Annotated in this window: 21 protein-coding genes, 1 tRNA gene and 1 riboswitch; of the genes, 9 read left to right on the forward strand and 13 right to left on the reverse strand. The window is 70.8% G+C overall.

What is annotated here, in order from left to right; translation table 11 throughout:
• The first annotated feature begins 20 nt into the window (after window positions 1–20).
• Window positions 21–392 carry a hypothetical protein gene (locus ACIRB7_RS23515; RefSeq protein ID WP_403601948.1) on the forward strand — a complete coding sequence of 124 codons (372 nt, stop codon included), beginning with the start codon at window positions 21–23 and terminating at the stop codon, window positions 390–392.
• A gap of 55 nt (window positions 393–447) precedes the next feature.
• Here ACIRB7_RS23515 and ACIRB7_RS23520 read toward each other — a convergent pair whose 3' ends face one another.
• A complete protein-coding gene (locus ACIRB7_RS23520) occupies window positions 448–1293 on the reverse strand; it encodes a MurR/RpiR family transcriptional regulator (protein ID WP_403601951.1) in 846 nt (281 codons plus the stop codon).
• Window positions 1294–1621: 328 nt separating this feature from the next.
• Window positions 1622–3010: a cystathionine beta-synthase gene (locus ACIRB7_RS23525; RefSeq protein WP_403601953.1), complete on the reverse strand. Its 1389-nt coding sequence runs from the start codon at window positions 3008–3010 to the stop codon at window positions 1622–1624.
• A 118-nt stretch (window positions 3011–3128) separates the two neighbouring features.
• Here ACIRB7_RS23525 and ACIRB7_RS23530 point away from each other — a divergent pair, with 118 nt between their 5' ends.
• The 3 genes from ACIRB7_RS23530 (at window position 3129) to ACIRB7_RS23540 (ending at window position 6647) form a co-directional block, all read left to right on the forward strand.
• On the forward strand, window positions 3129–4112 hold the full coding sequence (locus ACIRB7_RS23530) for an SGNH/GDSL hydrolase family protein (RefSeq protein WP_403602723.1): 984 nt from the start codon (window positions 3129–3131) through the stop codon (window positions 4110–4112).
• 184 nt (window positions 4113–4296) lie between these two features.
• Entirely contained in the window at window positions 4297–5517 is a 1221-nt protein-coding gene (locus tag ACIRB7_RS23535) for an acetyl-CoA C-acetyltransferase (protein WP_403601956.1), read from the forward strand.
• A 287-nt stretch (window positions 5518–5804) separates the two neighbouring features.
• On the forward strand, window positions 5805–6647 hold the full coding sequence (locus ACIRB7_RS23540) for a hypothetical protein (protein ID WP_403601959.1): 843 nt from the start codon (window positions 5805–5807) through the stop codon (window positions 6645–6647).
• A gap of 183 nt (window positions 6648–6830) precedes the next feature.
• On the opposite strand, the gene ACIRB7_RS23545 is transcribed toward ACIRB7_RS23540, so the two are convergent.
• Window positions 6831–7160, reverse strand: a complete 330-nt coding sequence (locus ACIRB7_RS23545; protein ID WP_403601962.1) for a hypothetical protein — start codon at window positions 7158–7160, stop codon at window positions 6831–6833.
• Window positions 7161–7278: 118 nt separating this feature from the next.
• On the opposite strand from ACIRB7_RS23545, the gene ACIRB7_RS23550 reads away from it, so the two are divergent.
• A complete protein-coding gene (locus ACIRB7_RS23550; RefSeq protein WP_403601964.1) occupies window positions 7279–7509 on the forward strand; it encodes a DUF4287 domain-containing protein in 231 nt (76 codons plus the stop codon).
• Between the two features lie 56 nt (window positions 7510–7565).
• Here the strand turns inward: ACIRB7_RS23550 and ACIRB7_RS23555 are convergent, their stop codons facing one another.
• Window positions 7566–8438 (reverse strand): alpha/beta fold hydrolase, encoded by an 873-nt coding sequence (locus ACIRB7_RS23555; protein ID WP_403601967.1) that lies wholly within the window; start codon window positions 8436–8438, stop codon window positions 7566–7568.
• Window positions 8439–8547: 109 nt separating this feature from the next.
• On the opposite strand from ACIRB7_RS23555, the gene ACIRB7_RS23560 reads away from it, so the two are divergent.
• Window positions 8548–9114, forward strand: coding sequence for a TetR/AcrR family transcriptional regulator (locus ACIRB7_RS23560; protein ID WP_403601970.1), 567 nt, complete (start codon window positions 8548–8550; stop codon window positions 9112–9114).
• A gap of 63 nt (window positions 9115–9177) precedes the next feature.
• Here the strand turns inward: ACIRB7_RS23560 and ACIRB7_RS23565 are convergent, their stop codons facing one another.
• On the reverse strand, window positions 9178–10080 hold the full coding sequence (locus ACIRB7_RS23565) for a Bax inhibitor-1/YccA family protein (RefSeq protein WP_403601973.1): 903 nt from the start codon (window positions 10078–10080) through the stop codon (window positions 9178–9180).
• A gap of 231 nt (window positions 10081–10311) precedes the next feature.
• On the opposite strand from ACIRB7_RS23565, the gene ACIRB7_RS23570 reads away from it, so the two are divergent.
• Entirely contained in the window at window positions 10312–10578 is a 267-nt protein-coding gene (locus tag ACIRB7_RS23570) for a hypothetical protein (protein ID WP_403601976.1), read from the forward strand.
• Between the two features lie 45 nt (window positions 10579–10623).
• Here ACIRB7_RS23570 and ACIRB7_RS23575 read toward each other — a convergent pair.
• Window positions 10624–10708 (reverse strand) — tRNA-Leu (locus ACIRB7_RS23575).
• 386 nt (window positions 10709–11094) lie between these two features.
• Between ACIRB7_RS23575 and ACIRB7_RS23580 the strand changes: the two genes are divergently transcribed.
• Both ACIRB7_RS23580 and ACIRB7_RS23585 read left to right on the forward strand, forming a co-directional pair.
• Window positions 11095–11865, forward strand: a complete 771-nt coding sequence (locus ACIRB7_RS23580) for an ABC transporter ATP-binding protein (RefSeq protein WP_403601979.1) — start codon at window positions 11095–11097, stop codon at window positions 11863–11865.
• Window positions 11866–11924: 59 nt separating this feature from the next.
• On the forward strand, window positions 11925–14456 hold the full coding sequence (locus tag ACIRB7_RS23585) for an ABC transporter permease (protein WP_403601982.1): 2532 nt from the start codon (window positions 11925–11927) through the stop codon (window positions 14454–14456).
• Between the two features lie 64 nt (window positions 14457–14520).
• Here the strand turns inward: ACIRB7_RS23585 and ACIRB7_RS23590 are convergent, their stop codons facing one another.
• The 7 genes from ACIRB7_RS23590 to ACIRB7_RS23620 all read right to left on the reverse strand — a co-directional run bounded on the left by ACIRB7_RS23590 (window position 14521) and on the right by ACIRB7_RS23620 (window position 22172).
• Window positions 14521–15822, reverse strand: a complete 1302-nt coding sequence (locus ACIRB7_RS23590) for a class I SAM-dependent methyltransferase (protein ID WP_403601985.1) — start codon at window positions 15820–15822, stop codon at window positions 14521–14523.
• Window positions 15823–15995: 173 nt separating this feature from the next.
• Window positions 15996–17375, reverse strand: a complete 1380-nt coding sequence (locus tag ACIRB7_RS23595) for an NAD(P)/FAD-dependent oxidoreductase (protein ID WP_403601987.1) — start codon at window positions 17373–17375, stop codon at window positions 15996–15998.
• Between the two features lie 380 nt (window positions 17376–17755).
• Window positions 17756–18670 carry an exopolyphosphatase gene (locus ACIRB7_RS23600; protein WP_403601990.1) on the reverse strand — a complete coding sequence of 305 codons (915 nt, stop codon included), beginning with the start codon at window positions 18668–18670 and terminating at the stop codon, window positions 17756–17758.
• Window positions 18667–19206 (reverse strand): DUF501 domain-containing protein, encoded by a 540-nt coding sequence (locus tag ACIRB7_RS23605; RefSeq protein ID WP_403601993.1) that lies wholly within the window; start codon window positions 19204–19206, stop codon window positions 18667–18669. The genes ACIRB7_RS23600 and ACIRB7_RS23605 overlap by 4 nt, the downstream gene beginning before the upstream one ends.
• Before the next feature lie 31 nt (window positions 19207–19237).
• The gene (locus ACIRB7_RS23610; protein WP_403601996.1) at window positions 19238–19708 is read right to left on the reverse strand and encodes a septum formation initiator family protein; all 471 of its coding nucleotides are present in this window, start codon (window positions 19706–19708) and stop codon (window positions 19238–19240) included.
• 90 nt (window positions 19709–19798) lie between these two features.
• Complete coding sequence (eno, locus tag ACIRB7_RS23615; RefSeq protein ID WP_403601998.1) at window positions 19799–21079, reverse strand: phosphopyruvate hydratase; 1281 nt, start codon at window positions 21077–21079, stop codon at window positions 19799–19801.
• 361 nt (window positions 21080–21440) lie between these two features.
• Window positions 21441–22172 (reverse strand): transglycosylase family protein, encoded by a 732-nt coding sequence (locus tag ACIRB7_RS23620; RefSeq protein WP_403602001.1) that lies wholly within the window; start codon window positions 22170–22172, stop codon window positions 21441–21443.
• A 3-nt stretch (window positions 22173–22175) separates the two neighbouring features.
• A riboswitch (cyclic di-AMP (ydaO/yuaA leader) is annotated at window positions 22176–22349 on the reverse strand.
• Window positions 22350–22368: the final 19 nt, after the last annotated feature.

Genomic DNA, 22368 nt, shown 5'->3' on the forward strand with positions numbered 1-22368 from the left:
GAAGGAAGAAGTACGACACCATGGCGAACACCGAGACCTCCCTCAAGGAAGCGGCCTCCATCGACGGCGCGATCGGCGCTGCCCTCGTCGACTACACCAGCGGCATGGCGCTCGGCACGATCGGCGGCGGCAAGGAACTCGACCTGAACGTGGCCGCGGCCGCCAACACGGACGTGGTCCGGGCCAAGGTCCGGGCGATGGAGATGCTGGGGCTGAACGACGAGATCGAGGACATCCTCATCACCCTCGGCCGGCACTACCACCTGATCCGGCTGCTCAAGGGACGCGGCGCCAACGGGCTCTTCCTCTACCTGGCCCTCGACAAGGACCGGGCGAACCTGGCGATGGCCCGCCACCAGCTGAAGAAGATCGAGAACGAACTGGAGGTCTGACCCGGCACGCGCGCGTGGAGGCGTTTCCACCACGCCCGCCACGCGCTCCCCGCCCCTACTCGACGAACAGACCCCGCGCCGCCGCCTTCGCGTCGAACTCCTCGAGGCGCGCCTGCGCGTCCGGGAGTTCGTCGGCCATGGCCTCCAGGAGGACCCGGCCGAGCATCATCGGCGCGCAGGCCGTGTCGAAGGCGAGGCCGGTGCCGACGGCGGCCGGGATCAGCAGGTCGCTGTGGGCGGCGACGGGCGCGAACGCCGACTCGGCGACGGTCACGACGGTGAGCCCGGCCCCCCGCGCGTACTCCAGGGCCTCCACGACCTCCCGCGGGTGCCGGGGCAGCGCGAAGCACAGCAGGGCCGTGGCCCCGGCCCGTACGGCCGCGTCGACGCGGTCGTCGAGCATCGAGCCGCCCTCGTCGAGGAGCCGGACGTCGGGGTGGACCTTGGCGGCGAAGTAGGCGAAGCCACGCGCCTGCGAGGAGGCGGCCCGCAGCCCGAGGACGGGCAGCGGACGGGAACGGGCGAGCAGCCGGCCGGCCCGCTCGACGGGCGCGGGGTCGGCGAGGAGCCCGGCGAGGTGCTTGAGGTTCTCGATCTCGGCGAGCACGGCCTGCTGGTACTCGTTGGGCGTCTCGGCCCCGCCTGCGCCGCCGCCGGACTCGGGGGGCGCGACCTCGCGGAGGTGGCGGCGGAGCGCCGGGTACCCGTCGAAGCCGAGGGCGACGGCGAACCGGGTGACGGAGGGCTGGCTGACCCCGGCGAGCTCCGCCAGCTCGACGCTGGACAGGAACGGCACGTCGGCGGCGCGCCGCACCATGCAGTGCGCGATCCGCCGCTGCGTCGGCGTCAGCCGGTGCCCTTCGAAGAGCCCCTGCAGCCGCCCGGCCGGGCTGTCGCTCATGCCGTCCGTCCCCCTTCCACCTATTCACCCACGGAAATCTCTGCATAAGGATATGCAGCCGGGTGAGGGGAGCGAAAGGAGTAGCGCGGGGACCGCCGCACCCCCGTTGCCGGGGGGCGGGACGACGGCGGTCCCCGCGAGGGACACGGGCCCGGGTCAGGGCCGGTCTCCGCGTCCGCGACGTCTCTGGAGGCCCGGGAGCCGCTCCGGAAGTCCGTGACGCCGACAACCACCAATGTGCCGGACGCGTGTTAAGCGTGTGCTGCCGGTACGTGTCGCGCTCGTACCGATCGCACGAACTGCCTCACGACCTGCCGTGCGGTCAGCCCTACTTCGTACCGCCGTTGGCCAGGAAGGCCAGCAGGTCCTGACGGCTCACGACGCCGGTCGGCTTGCCCTCGACCAGGACGATCGCCGCGTCGGCGGACTCACCGAGGACGGTCATCAGGTCGGCGACCGGCTCGCCGGAGCCGACCTGCGGCAGCGGCGCGCTCATGTGCCGCTCCAGCGGGTCCTCGAGGGAGGCCTTCTTGGTGAAGAGGTGGTCGAGGAGCTCGCGCTCGACGACCGAGCCGACGACCTCGGCGGCCATGACGTCGGGGTGGCCGGCGCCGGGCTTCACGATGGGCATCTGGGAGACGCCGTACTCGCGCAGCACCTCGATGGCCTGGCCGACGGTCTCGTCCGGGTGCATGTGGACGAGGGAGGGCAGGCCGCCCTCCTTGTGGCGCAGGACGTCGGCGACGGTCGCGGTGGAGGTGTCCTCCAGGAAGCCGTAGTCCGCCATCCATTCATCACTGAAGATCTTCGACATGTACCCGCGGCCGGAGTCCGGCAGCAGGACGACCACCACGTCGTCCGGGCCCAGCTCCTTCGCGACCTCCAGGGCCGCCACGACCGCCATGCCGCAGGAGCCGCCGACGAGGAGGCCCTCCTCCTTGGCGAGGCGGCGGGTCATCTGGAACGAGTCCTTGTCGGACACGGCGACGATCCGGTCCGTGACGGTCCGGTCGTACGCGGTGGGCCAGAAGTCCTCGCCGACGCCCTCGACGAGGTACGGGCGGCCGGAGCCGCCCGAGTAGACGGAGCCCTCCGGGTCGGCGCCGATGATCTTCACGGAGCCGCCGCTGGCCTCCTTGAGGTAGTTGCCGGTGCCGGAGATGGTGCCGCCGGTGCCGACGCCCGCCACGAAATGGGTGATCTTCCCGTCCGTCTGCTCCCAGAGCTCGGGACCGGTGGTCTCGTAGTGGGAGCGCGGGTTGTTCGGGTTGGAGTACTGGTCGGGCTTCCAGGCGCCGGGCGTCTCACGGACGAGCCGGTCCGAGACGTTGTAGTACGAGTCCGGGTGCTCCGGGTCGACCGCGGTGGGGCAGACGACGACCTCTGCGCCGTACGCCCGCAGGACGTTGATCTTGTCGAGCGACACCTTGTCGGGGCAGACGAAGATGCACTTGTAGCCCTTCGTCTGGGCCACGATCGCCAGGCCGACGCCGGTGTTGCCGGACGTGGGCTCGACGATGGTGCCGCCGGGCTTGAGCTCCCCGCTCTGCTCCGCGGCCTCGATCATCCGCAGGGCGATGCGGTCCTTGACCGAGCCTCCGGGGTTGAAGTACTCGACCTTGGCCAGGACGGTCGCCTGAATACCCGCTGTGACGTTGTTGAGCTTCACCAGCGGGGTGTTGCCGACGAGGCTGATCATCGAGTCGTGGAATTGCACCGTAATCTCCGGGGTCTCCGTAATGGTGGGGCCAGCGTATGCGTAGTCGGAGCGGGTTACGGGGCAGTTAGACCCTGAACGGCTTGAAGGAGGTGACGGCCTCATGTCGAGGGCGAGGGTGGCGCGGCGGATCGCGGCGGGTGCGGCGTACGGCGGCGGGAGCATCGGGCTGCTCGGGATGGCGGCCGTCGGCGTCCTGCTGGCCGAGATGCAGCTCGCGAAGCGGACGGTGGGCGACGGGGCGGCCCCGCTGCCACCCGGGGCGGACGGTCTGTACGGGCGGGCGTTCGGCACGGACGACCCGCTGCGGCTGGCCCTTCTGGGTGATTCCACGGCGGCGGGCCAGGGGGTGCGCCGCTCGGGTCAGACGCCGGGCGCGCTGCTCGCCTCGGGGCTCGCGGCGGTGGCCGAGCGGCCGGTGGTGCTGCGGAACGTGGCGCTGTCCGGGGCGCGCTCGGACGACCTGGAGCGCCAGGTGTCGCTGCTGCTCACCCAGCCCCTGGGGCCGCCGGACGTGTGCGTGATCATGATCGGGGCGAACGACGTGACGCACCGGATGCCGCCGACGGAGTCGGTCCGGCTCCTGGCGTCGGCGGTGCGGCGGCTGCGGACGGCGGGCGCGGAGGTGGTGGTCGGGACCTGCCCGGATCTGGGGACGATCGAGCCGGTCTACCAGCCGCTGCGGTGGCTGGCCCGGCGGGCCTCCCGGCATCTCGCGGCGGCGCAGACGATCGTGGTGGTGGAGCAGGGCGGGCGGACGGTGTCGCTCGGTGACCTGCTCGGGCCCGAGTTCGCGGCGAACCCGCGCGAGATGTTCGGGGTGGACAGCTTCCATCCCTCGGCGGAGGGGTACGCGACGGCGGCGATGGCCGTCCTGCCGACGATGTGCGCGGTGCTCGGCGTCTGGCCGGAGACCGACCGTCTCGAGCCGGCGCGACGGGAGAACATGCTGCCGGTGGCGAAGGCCGCGGCGGAGGCGGTGCGGGAGGCGGGCACGGAGGTGACGGGGGCGCGGGCTCCGTGGGCACTCCTGAAGCACCGGCGGCGGCGGAGGCTGCCGGTCCCGGCGGAGACGCCGGCCCCGGAGGACGCCCAGTCCTGACGTCGCGGCCTGTGGTCTTCATGGGCGGCCTTCAGGGGCGGCCCCCACGGGCCGGGCCGCCACCCCTGAATGAGCGCTCGCTTAGAATTGAGGTCCGTGTCACATCGCCTGGGCGGTGACCCCTGCGGTACGTACGGGTAACTTCCCTCTCAGTCCGCTCACTCCGCACCCTCATGGAGCCGTGATGCCCGAAGCCGTGATCGTCTCGACCGCCCGTTCGCCCATCGGCCGGGCCTTCAAGGGCTCCCTGAAGGACCTGCGGCCGGACGACCTCACCGCGACCATCGTCCAGGCCGCCCTGGCGAAGGTGCCGGAGCTCGACCCCCGCGACATCGACGACCTGATGCTGGGCTGTGGCCTGCCCGGCGGCGAGCAGGGCAACAACCTGGGCCGGATCGTCGCCGTGCAGATGGGCATGGACCACCTGCCGGGCTGCACGGTCACCCGCTACTGCTCCTCCTCGCTCCAGACCTCCCGCATGGCGCTGCACGCGATCAAGGCGGGCGAGGGCGACGTCTTCATCTCGGCCGGTGTCGAGATGGTGTCCCGCTTCGTGAAGGGCAACTCCGACTCGCTGCCCGACACGCACAACCCGTTCTTCGCCGACGCCGAGGCCCGTACCGCGGAGGTCGCCGCCTCCGAGGGCTCCACCTGGCACGACCCGCGCGAGGACGGCATCGTCCCGGACGCGTACATCGCGATGGGCCAGACCGCCGAGAACCTGGCCCGCCTCAAGGGCATCAGCCGCCAGGAGATGGACGAGTTCGGCGTACGGTCGCAGAACCTCGCCGAGCAGGCCGTCAAGAACGGCTTCTGGGAGCGCGAGATCACCCCGGTGACCCTCCCGGACGGCACCGTCGTCTCCGGGGACGACGGCCCGCGCGCCGGCGTCACCCTGGAGGGCGTGCAGGGCCTCAAGCCGGTGTTCCGCCCCGACGGCCTGGTCACCGCCGCCAACTGCTGCCCGCTGAACGACGGCGCCGCCGCGCTCGTGATCATGTCGGACACCAAGGCCCGCGAGCTCGGCCTGACCCCGCTGGCGCGGATCGTCTCCACCGGCGTCTCCGGCCTCTCCCCCGAGATCATGGGCCTCGGCCCGGTCGAGGCGTCGAAGCAGGCCCTCAAGCGCGCCGGTCTCACCATCGGCGACATCGACCTGGCCGAGATCAACGAGGCCTTCGCCGCGCAGGTCATCCCGTCCTACCAGGACCTGGGTCTGGATCTGGACAAGGTGAACGTCAACGGTGGCGCGATCGCCGTCGGCCACCCCTTCGGCATGACCGGCGCCCGCATCACCGGCACGCTGATCAACAGCCTCCAGTTCCACGACAAGCAGTTCGGCCTCGAGACCATGTGCGTCGGTGGTGGTCAGGGCATGGCGATGGTCATCGAGCGCCTGAGCTGACCCGTCCGGGCCGGTACACCACCGGGCCGGTACGTCCGGGCCGACCGCGCACCTCTCCTGAGGCGGCCGGGGTCAACCGCCCCGCGTCCGAGCCGTGACCGAATCTCCCCCAGGATGTGACCTACATCCCGGGGGAGTTCGTTTTCGCAGGTCAAAGCCGTTTCGGGACTAAACACCTGGCAGAAATACCTGTCCAATTCGTGACGTAATGCACTGACAGCAGGCCCCGCCCCAGGACAAGCTGATGTAGGAAGTCGGGGGATCGACTCGGAATCGGGAGTACGTCAGTGAGCACCATGCCTCTTGCCCTGCTGCTGACCACGGCCGCTGCCACGGCCGTGGGCGCTGCCGCCCTGCATGCCGTCCACGGTCTCCGCAAGCAGGTCACCGCCCTGCGGAGCGAACTGGCGGCCGGCCACGGCGTCACCGTTCCCGCCGCCCGGGCCACGCCCGCGGCCGAGATACGGGCCGCGGTCGCGGACGCGCTGGCCGAGGAACGTGAGCGCGAGCTCGCGGAGGCGCGCGCCTTCTGGGCCGCGCAGGAGGCCCGGGACGCGGCCGACGCCCCGTCGCTGCTCGGCGGCCTCGGCGGTCCGGCCGACGAGGGTTCCTTCTTCGTGCCGCGCCAGGCCGACTTCGTGGGCCTTGAGGCGATGGCCCTCGAAGCCATGGAGGCGGAGGCGGCCTCGCTCGACGGCTCCGACCCGCTGGACGTCTTCGACGCCCTCGACGAGTACCCCGAGGACTCGGCGGAGCTGGCCGCGGCCCGCCGCCGTCACCCCTCGCACCCGGACTTCGTGCCGGTGCAGACGCCGGTCGTCACGGACCACGAGCGGACGGTGGCCCGCCTCGAGGAGCTCGCCGACACGCGCACGGCGCTGACCGACGTGCGTCCCGGCCCGCTCGGCACGCTCGACGTGTACGTCTTCGCGGACGGTACGACGCTCTGCATGACCCCGGGGCACCGCGAGACCGCGGAGCGCCTGGCGGAGGCCCTGCGCTCCGGGCGTACGCCGGTGCTGCTCGGCGGCTCGGGCGTCTCGGGCGCCTTCGCCCTCACCTTCTCGTACGGCGATTCCGACGAGGAGAACGTCTACATCCTGGCGGACCGCGTCATCGCGTCTCTCTGATACCGCGCTCCTCGCACCGCTCGGCCCCAGGGGGCCTCACGGGCTTCGGGGCGCCGCGGCGGCCTCCGACCGCCGATCGCAGGGTGCCTCGAACCGCCGATCGCGGCGCACGCCCCTGGAGAGCCCGCCGATCACGGAGCGCGCGCCGAGCCCCTGGCCCGCGGCCAGGACGGCCCCGACGCCCTACATCCCCGAGCGCTCCGCCGCTTCCCGTACCTGTCTCACGGCCTCGCCCAGTTCCCCCTCGTGGGAGTCGGCCGGGGCCGTTCGCAGGATTTCGGCCAAGTCGTTCCCGGCGACGACGAGCTGGTCGGCGACGGTGAAGACGCCCGCGTCGGGCATGGTCCTCGGCTCCCCTTCCGGGTCCTCCGCGCGCTGGGCCCGTACGGCGAGCTCGCGGGCGAGGGCAAGGCCTTCGGCCGCCGCGCCGCGCTGGAGGCGGCTCTGCGGGGCGGCCCGCAGCCGGTCGGCGAAGCGCTCGACGGCGGCGGTCAGTTCACTCGTATCGCGCACCCCGTGACCCTACGCGCCGCCCCGGGCCCCTTGCCAACGGGCGAACACTTCGGCACGGTGGCGTGAAGAAGTGCGAGGAGTACGAGAAGCACACGGTACGACGCGTCCGGAGGCGCCGATGTCCCAGACTTTCTCCGAAGAGACCCACCGCAACATGCTGGCCCGGATCCCGCGCCGCACCGGTCGTGAGATCGCCGACTGGATGCGCACCGTCGAGGAGGGCCCTTCCCTCCTCCGCTTCGAGGAGCGGGTGCACTGGCTCCGCGGGGCGCACGACCTGGCGTACGGCCACGCGAAGGCGATCCTGCACGAGTACGACCTGCGGCGGGCGGCCCGCAGACTGCTCTGATCCGGCCGCGGGCCGCCCGGGCCGGCTTGCCGCCCGCGCGCGCCCCGCCCTTCGGCTCACTTCACGTGCCGGCCGAGGAAGTCCCTGACGAGTGCGGCGATCTCCTCGCCGTGGGTCTCCAGGGCGAAGTGCCCGGCGTCCAGGAGGTGGATCTCGGCGTCCGGCAGGTCGCGGGCGAAGGCCTCCGCGCCGGCCGGCCCGAAGATCTCGTCGCCGCGCCCCCAGGCCGCGAGCAGCGGCGGCCGGTGGGTGCGGAAGTACTCCTGGAAGGCCGGGTAGCCGTCCAGGTTGAACTGGTAGTCCCAGAACAGCTGGAGCTGGATGTCCTGGTTGCCGGGCCGGTCGAGGCCGGCCTGGTCCAGGGCCCAGGTCTCGGGGGTGATCCGGTCGAGGCGGTCGGCGGGTACGCCGTGGGTGTACTGCCAGCGGGTGGCCTCGGCGGTCAGCAGCTCCCGTACCGCGGCCTCGTTGGCCTCGCGGTCCTTCGCGTGGGCGAAGAGGACGTCCCAGAAGGGCGTGAAGCCCTCCAGGTAGGCGTTGCCGCTCTGGCTGACGATCGCGGTGATCCGCTCGGGGTGCCGGGAGGCGATCCGGAGGCCGATGGGGGCGCCGTAGTCCTGGAGGTAGAGGGCGAACCGGTCGGCGCCGAGCCGGTCGAGCAGCTTCAGGGTGATCTCGGTGAGCCGGTCGAAGCTGTAGGTGAAGTCGTCGACGGCGGGTGCGGCGGAGGCGCCGAAGCCGATGTGGTCGGGGGCGATCAGGTGGTACGAGTCGGCGAGCTCGGCGATCAGGCCCCGGTACATGTGCGAGCTGCTCGGGAAGCCGTGCAGCAGGACGAGGGTGGGGTTCGCCGGGTCGCCGGCCTCCCGGTAGAAGACGTCGATCCCGTCGACGGTGACGGTGTGGGCGCGCTGGGCGAAGGCGGACATGGCTGACTCCCGTTTCCGGTGTGCGGATACCGACCGAGAGAACGATCGTTCTCCCGATGCCCTGTACGCTACGAGAACGATGGTTCTCCACGCAAGGGGTGATCGGACGATGGACGCGGAATCCGCCGAGCTGAAGGTGCTCGACACCGCCGGGCGGCTCTTCGACGAACGCGGGGTGCAGGCGGTCGGCATGGACGCCATCCGCACCGCGTCCGGCGTCTCGCTCAAGCGGCTCTACCAGGTCTTCCCCTCGAAGGAGCTGCTGGTGGAGGCCGTCCTTCGGCGCCGCGACGAGGCCGTACGCGCGGCCCTCGCCGCACACGGCGAGCAGACCGCCGACGGGCCGTACGAGCGGGCGCTCGCGGTCTTCGACTGGCTGGCCGGCTGGTTCGCGGAGCCCGACTTCCGGGGGTGCGCGTTCATCAACACCTTCGGGGAGCTGGGCGGGGTGACCCCCGCGGTGACCGCCCTCGCCCGCGACCACAAGGAGGCCCTGCGGGCCTACTTCGCCGAGCAGACGGACGCCCTCGGCGCCCCGCCCGTCCTCGCCGGCCAGCTGTCCCTGCTCGCCAACGGCGCCATGGCCGTCGCGGGCATCACCGGCTCCGCCGAACCGGCCGCGCAGGCGAAGGCCGCGGCCAGGGTCCTGCTCGACGCCGCACGCGTACGGCCCTGAGCACACGGAAGGGCCCGCCCGGCGCGAAGCCGGACGGGCCCTTCCCCCGAGTCACGGGGTACGTCAGTCGTCGCCCTGAAGGATCGACAGCAGACGCAGCATCTCCAGGTAGATCCACACCAGGGTCATGGTGAGACCGAAGGCGGCCAGCCAGGCCTCCTCGCGCGGCGCGCCGTAGTTCACGCCGTCCTCGACCTGCTTGAAGTCGAGGGCGAGGAAACAGGCGCCGAGGATGACGCCGATGACACCGAAGAGGATGCCGAGGCCGCCGCTGCGGAAGCCGAGGCCGTCACCGCCGCCGAAGACGGAGAACAACAGGTTGACCACCATGAGGAGCATGAAGCCCATCGCGGCGGCCATCACGAAGCCGTAGAAGCGTCGGTTGACGCGGATCCAGCCCAGCTTGTAGGCGATCAGGACACCGGCGAAGACCGCCATGGTGCCCAGGACCGCCTGCATGACCACGCCGTCGGCGATGTACGTCGAGACGGCGGCCGAGATCACTCCGAGGAAGACACCCTCGAAGGCCGCGTAGCCCAGGATCAGCGCGGGCGAGGCCTTGCGCTTGAAGGACTGCACGAGCGCCAGCACGAGCGCGACCAGGGCGGCGCCGATGGCGATGCCGTAGGACTTGCCCAGGTTGGCCGAGTCGACCGGCAGCAGGAACCACGAGAGGACGGCGGTGAGCACGACCGTGCCGAGCGTCATGGCCGTACGGCTCACGACGTCGTCGATCGTCATCACGTTGCCCCGGGCCTGCTGGGGGGCGCCGAGCTGCGTGTCCTGCGGGGCGTACGGGTTGGTCGCGTACGGGTTCGTCGCGCCCTCGGCATACGGGTTACCGGTGGCGTACGGGTTCGCTCCGACGGCGGGGCCCCCGGCCTGCGGCTGCTGGCCGTTGAAGCCCGCGGTGCCGTTGTCGCGGCTGAACCCCCGTCGCGAGAAGACCGGGTTGCTGCTCCTCATCTCACTCCTCCATGGCGTGCCGCATGTGCGCGGCCTCTCGTCAAGAGTAATGCGTAGGCAAAAGAAACTCTCTAGTGCTCGGGGAGGATCTTTTCCCGCAAGTTTCCGATCTTCCTCCCCTTCGGAACGTCCCGCTCCGCAACGCTTCTCCTGTCAGGTACCCACCCCCCTTCAGGAGAACCCGATGACCCTCGCACCGCACGCCACGTGGGAGCTTCGCAACGGCACCGCATGAGTGTTCACCGCCCCCAGGAGCCCCTGACCGTCGGCGGCACCGGACGCGGCGCCCTCGCCGCCCGCTACGCCCTGGCGAGCGCCGAGCTCAACCGCATGGGCGGCCGGCCCCGGCGGCCCCGTCTCCTGCGACTGCTCGACAGCGGCGTCACCGACGGCCTGACGGACGACGACGTCGACGAGTCGACGTCGGGTGAGGCGGAGACGGGCGGCCCGCTGCTCTCCAAGGAGTACGGGAGCTGGCTGCTCGACCGCCTGATGTAAGGGGAGAGGCTGCGCCGGGCCGCAGGTGTCTCACCTGGGGCCCGGTGGTGCCCGGAACCGGACTTGAACCGGTACGGCCCGAAGGCCAGCGAGGTTTAAGCTCGCCGTGTCTGCATTCCACCATCCGGGCGTCGCGAAGCTCCGCGTTGGCACATGAGCCTATCGGGGCGCTTCCCTCGTTCAGCGGAACGGCGGCCCGATGTTGTCTTATTTTATTGACGTCTGAGGGTGCGTCAGTGCAGGTGGGGGCCATTTCGCCAAACTGTGACAGGGGTCGCAGGCGCAAAGCCGCACCCCCTGGAATGACGAAAAGTCGTCGCACTTCTGTCACGTCGGCCGAACGTCGCCACGGGACCGTCCCTCAGGGACGCCGTCATACCTCAGGAGGACGATCCGGGCTCCCGGTCCGACTCCAGGCTGCCCCGGGAACGGGCACGTGGGCGGACGCCCCGGCCCTGAACGCTCGACACGATGGAGGGGTTCCCGCAACAGCCCCGCAGTGACAGGAGTCCCCTCGTGACCACCACCCCCACCGTGTCCCGCGCCACCGCGGTGGCCGCCCGCGCCACGGATCTCTCGAAGGTCTACGGACAGGGCGAGACCCAGGTGGTCGCGCTCGACGGGGTCAACGTGGACTTCCGTCAGGGCGAGTTCACCGCGATCATGGGCCCCTCCGGCTCCGGCAAGTCGACGCTCATGCACTGCGTCGCCGGCCTCGACTCCTTCTCCTCCGGCTCGGTCCGGATCGGCGAGACGGAGCTGTCCACCCTGAAGGACAAGCAGCTCACCCAGCTCCGCCGGGACAAGATCGGCTTCATCTTCCAGGCCTTCAACCTGCTGCCGACGCTGACGGCCCTGGAGAACATCACGCTGCCGATGGACATCGCGGGCCGCAAGCCCGACAAGCAGTGGGTCCAGCAGGTCATCGACATGCTCGGGCTCTCCGCCCGGCTCACCCACCGCCCGACCGAGCTCTCCGGCGGCCAGCAGCAGCGCGTGGCCGTGGCCCGCGCCCTCGCCTCACGGCCCGAGATCATCTTCGGTGACGAGCCCACCGGAAACCTGGACTCCCGCTCCGGCGCCGAGGTCCTCGGCTTCCTGCGCAACTCGGTACGGGAGCTGGGCCAGACCGTCGTCATGGTCACCCACGACCCGGTGGCCGCCTCCTACGCGGACCGCGTCATCTTCCTCGCGGACGGCCGGATCGTCGACGAGATGCTGCACCCCTCGGCGGACGGCGTGCTCGACCGCATGAAGGCCTTCGACGCCAAGGGCCGTACGAGCTGACGCCGTAGCGCAGCCCCCCGCCCCCCGCCCGTCCTCCCCCTTTCCTTCAGGACACACCCATGTTCCGTACCGCCCTGCGCAACGTGCTCGCGCACAAGGCGAGACTGCTGATGACCGTCCTCGCCGTGATGCTCGGCGTGGCCTTCGTCTCCGGCACCCTCGTCTTCACCGACACCCTCTCCCAGGCCTTCCGCGGCCAGTCCGCGAAGAGCTACGACGACGTCGCCGTCGCCGTCAGCATGCACCCGAGCGAGGAGGAGGCCCAGAAGACCCCCGGCCTGTCCCAGGCGGTCGTCGACCGCGTCGGGAAGCTCGACGGCGTCGCCTCCGTCACCCCCCGCGTCGACGGCTTCGCCGGTGTGCCCGACAAGGACGGCAAGCTGATCGGCGTCGGCTGGTCCAACAAGGGCACCAACTTCGCCCCCGGCAAGGACGGCAAGGACCGCGCGTACACCTTCACCACGGGCAGCGGGCCGGTCCAGGACGGCCAGATCGCGCTCGACGAGGACTCCGCGGGCAAGGGCGGCTACAAGGTCGGCGACACCGTCCGCGTCGCCACCAACGGCCCCGTCAAGGAGTACACGCTCTCCGGTGTCTTCACGACCGAGGACGGCGCCGTCAACGCCGGCGGCAGCCTGGTCCTCTTCGACACCTCCGTCGCCCAGAAGCTCTACCTGAAGCCCGGCTTCTTCCAGGACCTGACCGTCACCGCCACCCCCGGCACCGACGCGGACAAGCTCGTCCCCGAGGTCCTGAAGGTCGTCCCGAAGGCCGCCACCGCCCAGACCGGCCAGGCCCTCGCCGACCAGGAGGCCAAGGACATCGAGGCCGGTCTCGGCGCGCTCAACCAGGTGCTGCTCGGCTTCGCGGCCATCGCCCTCTTCGTCGGCGTCTTCCTCATCTCCAACACCTTCACCATGCTGGTCGCCCAGCGCACCAAGGAGCTCGCGCTGATGCGCGCGGTCGGTGCCTCGCGCAAGCAGATCACCCGCTCCGTCCTCGCCGAGGCCGGTCTCGTCGGCCTGGTCGCCTCCGCCGTCGGCTACGCCCTGGGCATCGGCCTGGCCGTCGGTCTCCGCTCGGCCATGAGCGCCTTCGACCTGAAGCTTCCGGGCGGCGACCTCGTCCTCGGGACCACGCCGATCCTGTCCGCCTTCGGCGTCGGCGTCCTCATCACCATGCTCGCCGCCTGGCTGCCCGGCCGCCGCGCCGCGAAGATCCCGCCGGTCGCCGCCATGAACAGTGTGCACGCGACCCCCAACGCCAAGTCCCTCGTCGTACGGAACGCGATCGGCGCGGCCGTCACCGCGCTCGGCGCCGTGCTCATCGTGCTCGGCGCCGGCCAGGGCGGCGACGAAGGCCGGATGCTCATCGGCGGCGGCGCGTTCCTCACCCTCATCGGGGTGATCGTGCTGATCCCGTTCCTGTCCCGGCCCGTGATCGCCGTGATCCGCCCGCTCTTCGTGAACCTCTTCGGGGTCTCCGGCAAGCTCGCCGGCCTGAACGCGGTCCGCAACCCGCGCCGCACCGGCGCCACCGCCTCCGCGCTCGCCATCGGCCTGACCCTCGTCACCGGTCTCTCGGTGCTCGGCTCGACCGTCGGCACGGCCCTCGACAAGATGACGGTCGACCAGATCAAGGCCGACTACATGATCACCATGGCGAGCGGTGACGGCCTCAGCAAGGAGGCGCTGACCGCCCTGGCGAAGGCGCCGGGCGTCACGGCGGTCTCCCCGCAGCAGTCCGGCGCGCTGAAGATCAAGGGCGAGTTCGCCTCGGCCTCCGGTGTCACCCCCGGCGCCATCGAGAAGGTCCTCAAGGTCACCGTCGTGAACGGCTCGCTCGCCACCCTCGGCGAGGGACAGATCGCCGTCGCCGACAAGACCGCCACGAAGCGCGGCCTGAAGGTCGGCGACGCCGTCCCGGTCGAGTACCTCGACGGGGTCAAGGGCAAGCTCACGGTCGGCGCGGTCTACGAGGACAGCGAGTTCCTCTCGCCCGTCCTGATCGACCACAAGGTGATCGACGCGCACGAGCAGCAGGCCCACACGCCGCAGATCTTCGTGGCGACGGACGGCGGTGCCTCCGAGGCCAACGAGAAGGCCCTGTCGAAGGCCCTGGGTGACAACCCGGCGATCACCGTCATGGACAAGAAGGACATCCGTGACCTGTTCGGCGGGCAGATCAACATGCTCCTGAACATCGTCTACGGCCTGCTCGCCATGGCCCTGGTCATCGCCGTCCTCGGTGTCGTCAACACCCTCGCGATGTCCGTCTTCGAGCGCCAGCAGGAGATCGGCATGCTGCGGGCGATCGGCCTCGACCGGCGCCGGGTGAAGCGGATGGTCCGTCTGGAGGCCGTGGTCATCTCGGTGTTCGGCGCGGTCGTCGGCATCGGCCTCGGCTCGTTCCTCGGCTGGGCCATCGGCGAGACCTTCAAGAACAGCCTGCCGGGCTACGCCCTGGTCCTGCCCTGGGACCGGATCGGGATCTTCCTGGTCCTGGCCGCCCTGGTCGGCGTCCTCGCCTCCCTGTGGCCGGCCCGGAGCGCGGCCAGGCTGAACATGCTCGCCGCCATCAAGGCCGAGTAGCGCGGGAAGCGTGACAGGGCCGGTCTCCCCCTCCGGGGAGGCCGGCCCTTCGCCGTACCCCGTGTCAGTCCGCCTTCTCGTTCCACACGCGCGGCCGCAGCGCCGTCCCGCTCCTCCCCGACACCGGGGTCTTCACGGCGAGGAACTGGTTCACGCCGATCCGGTTGCGCTCGAAGGAGACGGCGGATGCCGCCATGTAGAGCCGCCAGATCCTGGCCCGGCCGGGCGAGGTGAGCCGGACCGCCCGGTCCCACTCCCGCTCCAGGTTGGCGACCCAGCGGCGCAGGGTGAGCGCGTAGTGCTCGCGGATCGCCTCCACGTCCCGCACCTCGAAGCCGGCGTCCTCCAGGGTGCTCAGGGTGCGGCCCATCGGGGCGAGTTCGCCGTCGGGGAAGACGTACGCGTCGATGAAGGCGTCGACCTCGTACGCCTCCTCCTCGGGCTCGGGGCGCCGGGAGATCTGGTGGTTGAGGAGCCGTCCGCCGGGTTTGAGGAGCCCGTACAGGGTGTCGGCGTACTCCCGGTAGCGGACGGCGCCGACGTGCTCGGCCATGCCGATCGAGGAGATCGCGTCGTACGGGCCGTCCGTGACGTCCCGGTAGTCCTGGACGCGGATCTCGACCAGGTCGGTCAGGCCCTCGTCGGCGATCCGCTTGCGGGCGTACGCGGCCTGTTCGCGGGAGAGGGTGATGCCGACGACCCGGGCGCCGTACTCGCGGGCGGCGTGGAGGGCCATCGAGCCCCAGCCGCAGCCCACGTCGAGGAGCCGGTCGCCGGGCTCGAGGTTCAGCTTGCGGGCGATGAGGTCCAGCTTGTCCCGCTGGGCGTCCTCCAGGGTGCCGTCCGCCGTCCAGTACGCGCAGGAGTAGACCATGGAAGGACCGAGGAACAGTTCGTAGAAGTCGTTGCCCACGTCGTAGTGGTGACTGATCGCCTGCTTGTCGCGGCGCCGGGTGTGCCGGCCGCCGCTGCGGCCCCGGATCTCCTCGGCGGGCGGCCGCGGCGGCGGCAGCGGGCCCGCGAGCCGCAGCAGGGAACGGGCGGCGGCGCGGAGTCCGGGATCGCGTACGGAGTCGAGCAGGCCCCTGGTGTCCTCGGCGCGCTCCCACAGGAGCCCGGAGAGGCGGTCGAGGAGCTCGTAGAGGTCTCCCTCGACGTCGAGTTCCCCGGCCACCCAGGCGCGGGCCATGCCCAGTTCGCCGGGCTTCCAGATCATCCGGCGCAGGGCGCGGCGGTCGCGGAGGACGAGGACCGGGCCTCCGACCGGTCCGGCCTCACTGCCGTCCCAGGCTCGCAGCCGGACCGGGAGCGGTCCTCCGAGGAGTTCCTCGGCGAGAGTCGTCAGCCGCGACGCGACGTCGGCCATGGTGCACACCTCCGTGATCTCGTGCCCCAGAAATGCTCGTCACCAAGGGAACACCGTCCGTAGGTATTTCCACTCCCGCCGCAGCGCAATCCGTCCGCGAAAACACGCGAAGGGCCGTCCGCACCACGGATGGCGGACGGCCCTTTTACGGCCTTGCGTGTACTGCGGGTGCGCTAGGAGGCCTTGGCCTTCTCCTGCACCGGGGCGGCCGGCGCGGGGGCGGGCTTGGCCGCCTCGTAGAACTCCTCGCGCGGCGTCTCCATCGCACCGAGGGAGACGACCTCACGCTTGAGGAACATCGCGAGGGTCCAGTCGGCGAAGACGCGGATCTTGCGGTTCCAGGTCGGCATCGCCATGCCGTGGTAGCCACGGTGCATGTACCAGGCGAGACGGCCCTTGAGCTTGATCTTCACCTTGCCCACGACGATCATCGCGACGCCCTTGTGGAGGCCGAGGCCGGCCACGGCGCCCTTGTTGGCGTGGCTGTACTCGGCCTGCGGGAAGCCGCGCATGCCGGCCACCACGTTGTCGCCGAGGACCTTGGCCTGGCGCAGGGCGTGCTGGGCGTTCGGCGGGCACCAGGCGTTCGGGTTGCCGGCCTTGCGGCCGACGAGGTCCGGGACCTGGGCGTTGTCGCCGGCGGCCCAGGCGTAGTCGAGGCCGTTGATCTGGAGCTTCTCGTTGCAGTCCACGTGGCCGCGGGGGCCGAGCGGCAGACCGAAGCGGGCGAGCGCCGGGTTGGGCTTCACGCCGGCGGTCCACACGATCGTGTTGGAGTCGACCTCGAGGCCGTTCTTCAGCACGACGTGGCCGTCGACGCAGGAGTCCATGGAGGTCTCGAGGTAGATCTCGATACCGCGGCTCTCGAGGTGCTCCTTGCCGTACTGGCCGAGCTTCGGGCCCACCTCGGGGAGGATCTTGTCGGCCGCGTCGACCAGGACGAAGCGCATGTCCTCGCGCGACACGTTCTGGTAGTACTTCGCGGCGTCACGGGCCAGGTCCTCGACCTCGCCGATGGTCTCCGCGCCGGCGAAGCCGCCGCCCACGAAGACGAAGGTCAGCGCCTTGCGGCGGACCTCCTCGTCGGTGGTCGAGTCGGCCTTGTCGAGCTGCTCGAGGACGTGGTTGCGCAGGCCGATGGCCTCCTCGATGCCCTTCATACCGATGCCCTGCTCGGCGAGGCCGGGGATCGGGAAGGTACGGGAGACGGCGCCCATCGCGATGACGAGGTAGTCGAAAGGCAGCTCGTAGGCCTCGCCGACGAGCGGCGCGATCGTGGCGACCTTGCGGTCCTGGTCGATGGTGGTGACCCGGCCGGTGAGCACCTCGGCTCCGCGCACGACGCGTCGCAGCGGGACGACGACGTGGCGCGGCGAGATGCTGCCGGCGGCGGCTTCGGGGAGGAAGGGCTGGTAGGTCATGTACGACCGCGGGTCGACGACCGTGACGGTCGCCTCCGCGTAGCGCATCTTCTTGAGGATGCGCCGAGCTGCGTACAGGCCTACGTACCCGCCGCCTACTACGAGGATCCTGGGACGCTCCGTGGTGCTCATGAGATCGAGTATCCACCCCTCCAGAGGGGGGTGCTCGTGCGCCCCTTCACAAGCTCTCCGGGTACCTCTGCTACACTCCGCCGCCCACGTGATCCATGTCATGGTGCTGCAAAGGAACCGGGATGCAAGGGCGAACGTTGTTCACCCCTTGTGAACTGGACCGGAGAGCGGCCGTTAACGCTGAACCGGAGTGCCCGTTCACACGATGGAAACATCGAGCGAATCGGCCTCCGCGCCTGCGAAAGGGCCCTGAGGCACCCCTCGGAGGGGCTGAAGGCGGCCTGAAGACCCCCCTCGGACGCCATCAGGGCCCTTTTCCTTGTGAAGAACTTCACGAACTTTCCCGACGGGGTGTCGCCGGGAGGCTCGATAGACGCCCGCTATGCCACGGATAGGGCGATCCCATCGAGGATGTCGTGCTCGCTGACGACCACCTCGTGGGCCCCGACGCGCTCCACGATCTCCCGCAGGACGAGCGCCCCGGCGATGATCACGTCGACCCGGCCCGGGTGGATGACGGGGATCGCGGCCCGCTCGTCGTGCGTGGAGGCGAGCAGCCGGTCGGTGACCTCGGCGACCTGGGCGGCGGAGATCCGGGCGTGGTGGATCTTCTCGGAGTCGTACTCCGGGAGGCCGAGCGCGATCGCGGCGACCGTGGTGACCGAGCCGGCGAGCCCGACGAGGGTCCCGGCCGTGCCGATCGGCACGGTCTCGGCGGCCAGGTCGAGGGCGGCGCGGACGTCGGCGCGGATCGCGTCGGCCTCCTCGGCGGTCGGCGGGTCGTGCCGGACGTGCCGCTCGGTGAGGCGGACGCAGCCGATGTCGACGGAACGGGCCGCCTCGACGTGCTTGTTGCCGGTGACGAACTCGGTGGAGCCGCCGCCGATGTCCACGACGAGGTACGTCTCCGTGCCGTGCAGCTCGCCGGTGGCACCGGTGAAGGAGAACTCGGCCTCCTGGTCGCCGGTGATGACCTCGGGCTCGACACCGAGGATCTCCACGACCCCGTTCACGAACTCGTCGCGGTTCTCGGCGTCGCGGGAGGCGGAGGTGGCGACGAAGCGGATCCGCTCGGCGCCGAACTCCTTGATGACCTCGGCGTACGCGCGGCAGGCCGCGAAGGTGCGCTCCAGGGCCTCGGGGGCGAGCCGGCCCGTCCTGTCGACGCCCTGCCCGAGCCGGACGATGGTCATCCGCCGGTCCAGCTCGATCAGCTCACCCGTCTCCGGGTGGACGTCGGCGACGAGGAGGCGGATGGAGTTCGTACCGCAGTCGATTCCGGCGACCCGGGTCATTCCGCGGTCTCCTTCTCTTCCCCGCAGGGCGTGACGCACGGGCCCTTCGCCCACCACTCGGGCAGCATCGCGAGGGCCTCGTCGCCGAACGGGTTCACGCCCGGGCCCGCGACCAGCGAGTGGCCGACGAGGACGTGCAGGCACTTGACCCGGTCCGGCATGCCGCCGGCGCTCGGGAAGCCCTCCAGGACCTCGATGGCGTCACGGCGGGCGATGTAGTCCTCGTGCGCGGCCCGGTAGGCGGCGGCGAGCTCCGGGTCGGTGGCGAGCCGGGCCTGCATCTCCTTCATGACCCCGTTGGCCTCCAGGGTCCCGATGGCCGAGGCCGCCCGGGGGCAGGTCAGGTAGTACGTGGTCGGGAACGGCGTGCCGTCGGGAAGCCGGGGCGCGGTCTCGACGACGTCCGGGTTGCCGCACGGGCAGCGGTGCGCGATGGCGCGCAGGCCGCGGGGCGGCCGGCCGAGCTGGAGCTCGAAGGCGGCGATGTCCGCCTCGGTGGGCTCGGTGCGTTCGGTCTGCGGAGGGGGCGTTTCCATGTCTGCCTTGCTCGTCAGGTCGTTTCGGGCTTCAAGGACGGTCGGCGTGGTCGACGCCGTCCCAGAGGTTGTCGTACCAGGGGCGGTCCGCCGCGCCCTGGTCGGCGCGGGGCCGCTGCTCCGCGCCGGGATCGTTCACGGTGAATCCGGTCTCGCCGGGCAGCACGTAGTGGAGGTGCTCGCGGGCGAGGCGGCGGACGTAGGCCGGGTCCTGGAGGCGGGCCTTCTCGTCCTTCAGTTCCTCGACCCGCCGGGCCGCCCCGGCGGCCCTGCGCTCCTGCTCGGCGATCTCGCCCTGCTGGGAGACGTAGCTCCGCATGGGGTAGGCGAGTGCCACGACGAGGGAGCAGACGACCAGGGCGAGGAAGGCCGCGCGGCCGGTGAGCCGGGAGCGGCGGGCCTGGCGGCGGGTCTGGGAGCGGTAGACACGGGCGGCGGTCTGCTCGCCGAGCAGCCTGATCCGGGTCGCGGTCGAGAACCGGTCCCGGTCCTTCGCGGCCATGTCGTGTCGCCTCCCCTGTTCACGCGGACGTCCCCGCACACGGTACGGGACCGAGTACGGGGACGTACGGAAGCGGCTTCAGGAAGAAGCTCAGCCCTTGAAGCGCGGGAAGGCGCTGCGGCCGGCGTAGACCGCGGCGTCGTCGAGGATCTCCTCGATGCGCAGCAGCTGGTTGTACTTGGCGACGCGGTCCGAGCGGGCCGGGGCGCCGGTCTTGATCTGGCCGCAGTTCACGGCGACCGCGAGGTCGGCGATGGTGACGTCCTCGGTCTCGCCGGAGCGGTGGGACATCATGCACTTGAAGCCGTTGCGCTGGGCGAGCTCGACGGCGTCGAGGGTCTCGGTCAGCGAGCCGATCTGGTTGACCTTGACCAGGAGGGCGTTCGCGGAGCCCTCCTCGATGCCACGGGCCAGGCGCTCGGGGTTGGTGACGAACAGGTCGTCGCCGACGATCTGCACCTTGTCACCGATGCGCGAGGTGATGGTGTTCCAGCCGTCCCAGTCGTCCTCGTACAGCGGGTCCTCGATGGAGACCAGCGGGTACGCGGAGACGAGCTCCTCGTAGTACTCGGTCATCTCGGCGGCCGAGCGGGACTTGCCCTCGAACTCGTACGAGCCGTCCTTGTAGAACTCGGACGCGGCCACGTCGAGCGCGAGCGCGACGTCGGTGCCCGGGGTGTAGCCGGCCTCCTTGATGGCCTCGATGATGAGGTCGAGGGCGGCGCGGTTCGACTCCAGGTTCGGGGCGAAGCCGCCCTCGTCGCCGAGGCCGGTGGAGAGGCCCTTGCGCTTCAGCACGCCCTTGAGCGTGTGGTAGATCTCCGCACCCCAGCGAAGGGCCTCGGAGAAGGACTCCGCGCCGATCGGGGCGATCATGAACTCCTGGATGTCCACGTTGGAGTCGGCGTGCGACCCACCGTTGAGGATGTTCATCATCGGAACGGGCAGCAGGTGCGCGTTCGGGCCGCCGAGGTAGCGGAAGAGCGGGAGGTCCGAGGCCTCGGAGGCGGCGTGGGCCACGGCGAGCGAGACGCCGAGGATGGCGTTCGCGCCGAGCGAGCCCTTGTTCTCGGTGGCGTCCAGGTCGAACATGGCCTGGTCGATCAGGCGCTGCTCGGTGGCGTCGTAGCCGACGAGCTCCGGGCCGATCTGCTCGATGACGGCGAGGACGGCCTTCTCGACACCCTTGCCCATGTAGCGGTTGGGGTCACCGTCGCGAAGCTCGATGGCCTCGAAAGCACCGGTGGAGGCGCCGGACGGAACAGCAGCACGGCCGGTGCTGCCGTCGTCGAGGCCGACCTCGACCTCGACCGTGGGGTTGCCTCGGGAGTCCAGGATTTCCCGGGCTACGACGACGTCGATGGACGGCACGAGCATCTCCTTCTGGGATGTGACGCTGGATGTGACGCAAGGTCGGTGCAGGGGTCGCTCGGCCTTGCGACAAGAGCCTAACCGGCGCGGGGGCTCCGGCCAGCCGGGCGCCCGCCCCCTGGGACGAAAAAGGACCCAAGGGCATGCGTTTCGGGACGAAGGACATCAGATCTACTGGACGGTAACCGTCAGGTCGTTCCTCAGTCGTCCCTCGACGGGTGTGCCCGGACACAAGGAGCGGCCCGGAACGGACGGAACCCCGGTCGGGCGCGCACGGGGGACGGGCGCGCCGGACCGGGGTGGTCACCGCGGGAGGGTCGTGGGGCCGCGTGAGCCGCCGGACTCACGCGGACCGCCGGGCTCACTTCAGGTGAAGCTGCTGGCCCGGGTAGATGAGGTCGGCGTCGTCGACGATCTCGTCGTTCAGCTCGAAGAGCTGGGCCCAGCCGCCCTTGACGCCGTGCGCCTGGGCGATGGTGCTGAGGGTGTCGCCGGAGACGACCTTGTACTCGCCGTCACCCTTCTCGACCTTCTTGCCGGTCGGGGTGGTGACGGTCTTCTTGGCGGCCTGCGGCGCGGCCTCGCGCTGCGGGGCCTGCTCCTGCGGGGCCTGCTGCGTGGCCTTCTTCGGGGCCTGGCGCTGCTCGCTGCGGGTGGTCGGCTGCTCGGCCTTCCGCTCCTCCTGCTGCGGGGCGGACTCGGCGGAGCCGCCGTCGTAGGAGGCTCCGGAGAGGCCCACGCCACAGCTCGGCCAGGCGCCCTTGCCCTGGCCCGCGAGGACCTTCTCGGCGACGGCGATCTGCTGGGACTTCGACGCCTGGTTGGCGGTCGAGGCGTAGGCGGTGCCGCCGTACGCGGCCCAGGTGGAGGCCGAGAACTGGAGGCCGCCGTAGTAGCCGTTGCCCGTGTTGATGGACCAGTTGCCGCCGGACTCGCACTGGGCGACGCGGTCCCACTCGGAGGCCGTGGCGGCCGAGGCGGTGCCCGCGGTCAGCAGCGGGGCCGCGACGGCGACACCGGTGACGCCGACGAGCGTGGCGACCTGGGTGGCCTTGGAGGGACGGCGGTGTTTGCCCTTGCCGGAAAACAGCATGGAGATTCTCCTCACCGACGCCTGTGAGGTGAGCTGTCGGGTTCGGGCCGGAAAGTTGCCCGGCCGCGTGTCCTAGCACGCGGCTTCACCCCAAGCCGATCATCGGCCGTCTTTCTCAACGGCCGGGACCGGCACTTACCTTGGGTCCCCCACTCCTGCCTTCGGCGCTTACGCGACGACTGTTCCCATCGGCCGA

Source organism: Streptomyces sp. NPDC093795 (assembly GCF_044764665.1).
Classification (GTDB): Bacteria; Actinomycetota; Actinomycetes; order Streptomycetales; family Streptomycetaceae; genus Streptomyces.